2 protein-coding genes are annotated in these 2,790 nt (G+C 67.3%); one reads left to right on the forward strand and one right to left on the reverse strand.

The genetic code is table 11. The features are described from left to right. On the reverse strand, positions 1–1,667 hold a 1,667-nt coding region (locus tag IEZ03_RS35270), incomplete at its 3' end, for a proton/sodium-translocating pyrophosphatase (RefSeq protein WP_229808783.1). Positions 1,668–2,231: 564 nt separating this feature from the next. On the opposite strand from IEZ03_RS35270, the gene IEZ03_RS35275 reads away from it, so the two are divergent. Then, positions 2,232–2,732: a VOC family protein gene (locus IEZ03_RS35275; protein ID WP_184889996.1), complete on the forward strand. Its 501-nt coding sequence runs from the start codon at positions 2,232–2,234 to the stop codon at positions 2,730–2,732. Positions 2,733–2,790: the final 58 nt, after the last annotated feature.

Below are 2,790 nucleotides of genomic sequence, written 5' to 3' on the forward strand. Positions count from 1 at the left end.
CCGATCAGCACGTTCGGGTTGTCGATCGACAGGCTGAAGGTGCCGAACTCGCCGAGCGCGTCCCTGGCCTCGTCGGACGCGTCGTTCAGCGCCGCGATCACCGTCGTGCGGAACGAGCCGAACAGCGCGGTCGCGGCGAGCACCGCCGTCGCGATCGCGATGCCCTTGGTGATGGCCTTGGTGGTGTTGCCGACCGCGTCCAGCCGCTCCAGGATGGCCGCGCCCTCGCCCTGCACGTCCCCGGACATCTCCGCGATGCCCTGGGCGTTGTCGGAGACGGGCCCGAACGTGTCCATCGAGACGATCACGCCGACGGTCGTCAGGAGGCCGGTACCGGCCATCGCCACCGCGAACAGCGCGACGGTGGTGTTGCCGAAGCCGAGCAGGAACGCGCCGTACACCGCGCCGCAGATGACGAGCGCCGTGTAGACGGCCGACTCCAGGCCGAGCGAGATACCGGACAGGATGACGGTCGCCGGACCCGTCCGGGCGCTTGCGGTGACCTCCTGGACGGGCTTGCGGTTCGTCTCGGTGAAGTACCCGGTGAGCAGCTGGATCGCGCTGGCGAGCACGATGCCGATGAGGACCGAGCCGAGCGCCACCCAGCGCGGGTCGGCGTCCAGTGCCTGGATCTCGGTGTCGGTGACGCCGTTCAGCTCCGCGAACGACGACGGCAGGTACACGAACGCGGCGATCGCGACCAGGATCGCGGAGATGCCGGCCGAGATGAAGAAGCCCCGGTTGATCGCCGTCATCCCGGACCGGTCGCCGGACCGCGGCGTCACGGCGAAGATGCCGATCACCGCGGTGATCACGCCGATCATCGGAACGATCAGCGGGAACACCAGGCCCTCGGTGCCGAACGCGGCGGTACCGAGGATGAGCGCGGCGACGAGCATGACCGCGTACGACTCGAACAGGTCGGCGGCCATGCCGGCGCAGTCACCGACGTTGTCGCCCACGTTGTCGGCGATGGTAGCCGCGTTGCGGGGGTCGTCCTCGGGGATGCCCTGCTCGACCTTGCCGACCAGGTCGGCGCCCACGTCGGCGGCCTTGGTGAAGATCCCGCCGCCGACCCGCATGAACATGGCGAGCAGCGCGGCACCGAAACCGAAGCCCTCCAGGACCTTCGGCGCGTCGCCCTTGTACGCCAGCACGACGATCGCGGCGCCGAACAGGCCGAGCCCGACCGTGAACATGCCGGCGACGCCGCCGGTGCGGAAGGCGATGCGCATCGCCGTCTTCTCGCCGCCCTCCTCGCGGGCGGCCGCGGCGACCCGGACGTTGCCCCGGACCGCCAGCCACATGCCGACGAACCCGGTGACGGCCGAGAACAGCGCGCCGATGACGAAGAAGACCGACCGCCCGATGCGCTCCCCCGTGGATTCGGCAGGGAGCAGCAGCAGGACGAGCGGGATCAGGATCACGAAGATTGCGACCGTTCGGAACTGGCGTTTCAGGTAGGCGCTCGCTCCTACCTGAACGGCCCGCGAGATCTCCTGCATCTTGTCGGTGCCCTGGCCAGCGGCCAGGACATCGCGCACGAGACCCGCGGCGACGGCCAGTGCCAACAGTGCGATCACGGCGACGACGACGACCAATGAGAGGTCGCCGCCGCCGAGATCCACGTCTGCGCTGACCGGGCTTGACAGGGAAAGCCCAGACATCCGTCCTCCTCGACAAGGGGTGCTGCGATCGCGATCGTCAAAAGACGATCTTTACCGCGTACCCCGCGAGTCATGATTTCGAACGCCTCGCACGGCAGCGCGGGTTCCGGGAGTCTACGCAGGCGTAGGTCGAATGTTAAGGGCGCAGGGCCCTTGAAGCGGATGTCGCCAAAATGCAATGAAAGATACGCCCGGAATTTACCCCTTACCCCGGGGCACGAGGCATTTCCCCAGGTCAGCCCGGGTTAGCTCAGTATCACCCCGCCAGCACCTTGACGCGCGCAGCACGTCTCGGGCGCCTGACTGAGAGCATCGGCGTCGGTGTTAAAGCTAGGCATTAACACGGAATATGTCCAGACCCAAATCGAGCCAGTCCGAGATCATCCGGAAGAGTTTCCCACACCCTTCTCACCGCCCATCACTTTCTCCCCACTGGCCACACGAGCCCCGCCAGCCCCAATCCAGACATATCGCCCATCCTAGGGTTGATCAGAACGAAGCGTTCCGTTCTGCTCGATGGCCTGCCGCCGCCGAGTCCGCGGCGCCGACAACGAGGAGTCACCGATGGCGAGCACCGAAGTCCAGCCGGTTCCGGACGGCTGCACGTCCGTCGCACCCTGGATCGTGACCCGCGACAGCGCGAAGGCGATCGACTTCATCGTCGAGGCGTTCGGAGGGGAGGAGCTCTTCCGCGTCCCCAACGAGGACGGCTCCGTCGGTCACGCCGAGGTCCGCATCGGCGATTCCGTCGTCCTGCTCTTCGACGCCAAGGACACCTGGCCCGACACCCCCGCCCTGCTGCGGCTCTACATCGAGGACGTGGACACGGTCTTCGCCAAGGCCCTCAAGGCCGGCGCGGTGGCCGTCACCGAACTGAGCACCGCGGCCTGGGGCGACCGCGGCGGGCGCGTCCGGGACCCGCTCGGCAACATCTGGTGGCTCATGGAACGTGTGGAGAACGTCTCGGACGAGGAAGCCCAGGCCCGCTGGAACCAGCCGCAGTACGCCGCCTCCATGCGCGACGCCCAGCAATCCCTCGACCGCGTACTAGGGCGTGTCCCGTGATCTTTGGTGGCGGTTTGGTGTAGATCGTCTGTGTGGATGAGGAACGTCTGAAACGGCA

Origin of the sequence: Actinomadura livida (genome assembly GCF_014648675.1) — a bacterium.
GTDB classification, from domain to species: domain Bacteria; phylum Actinomycetota; class Actinomycetes; order Streptosporangiales; family Streptosporangiaceae; genus Spirillospora; species Spirillospora livida.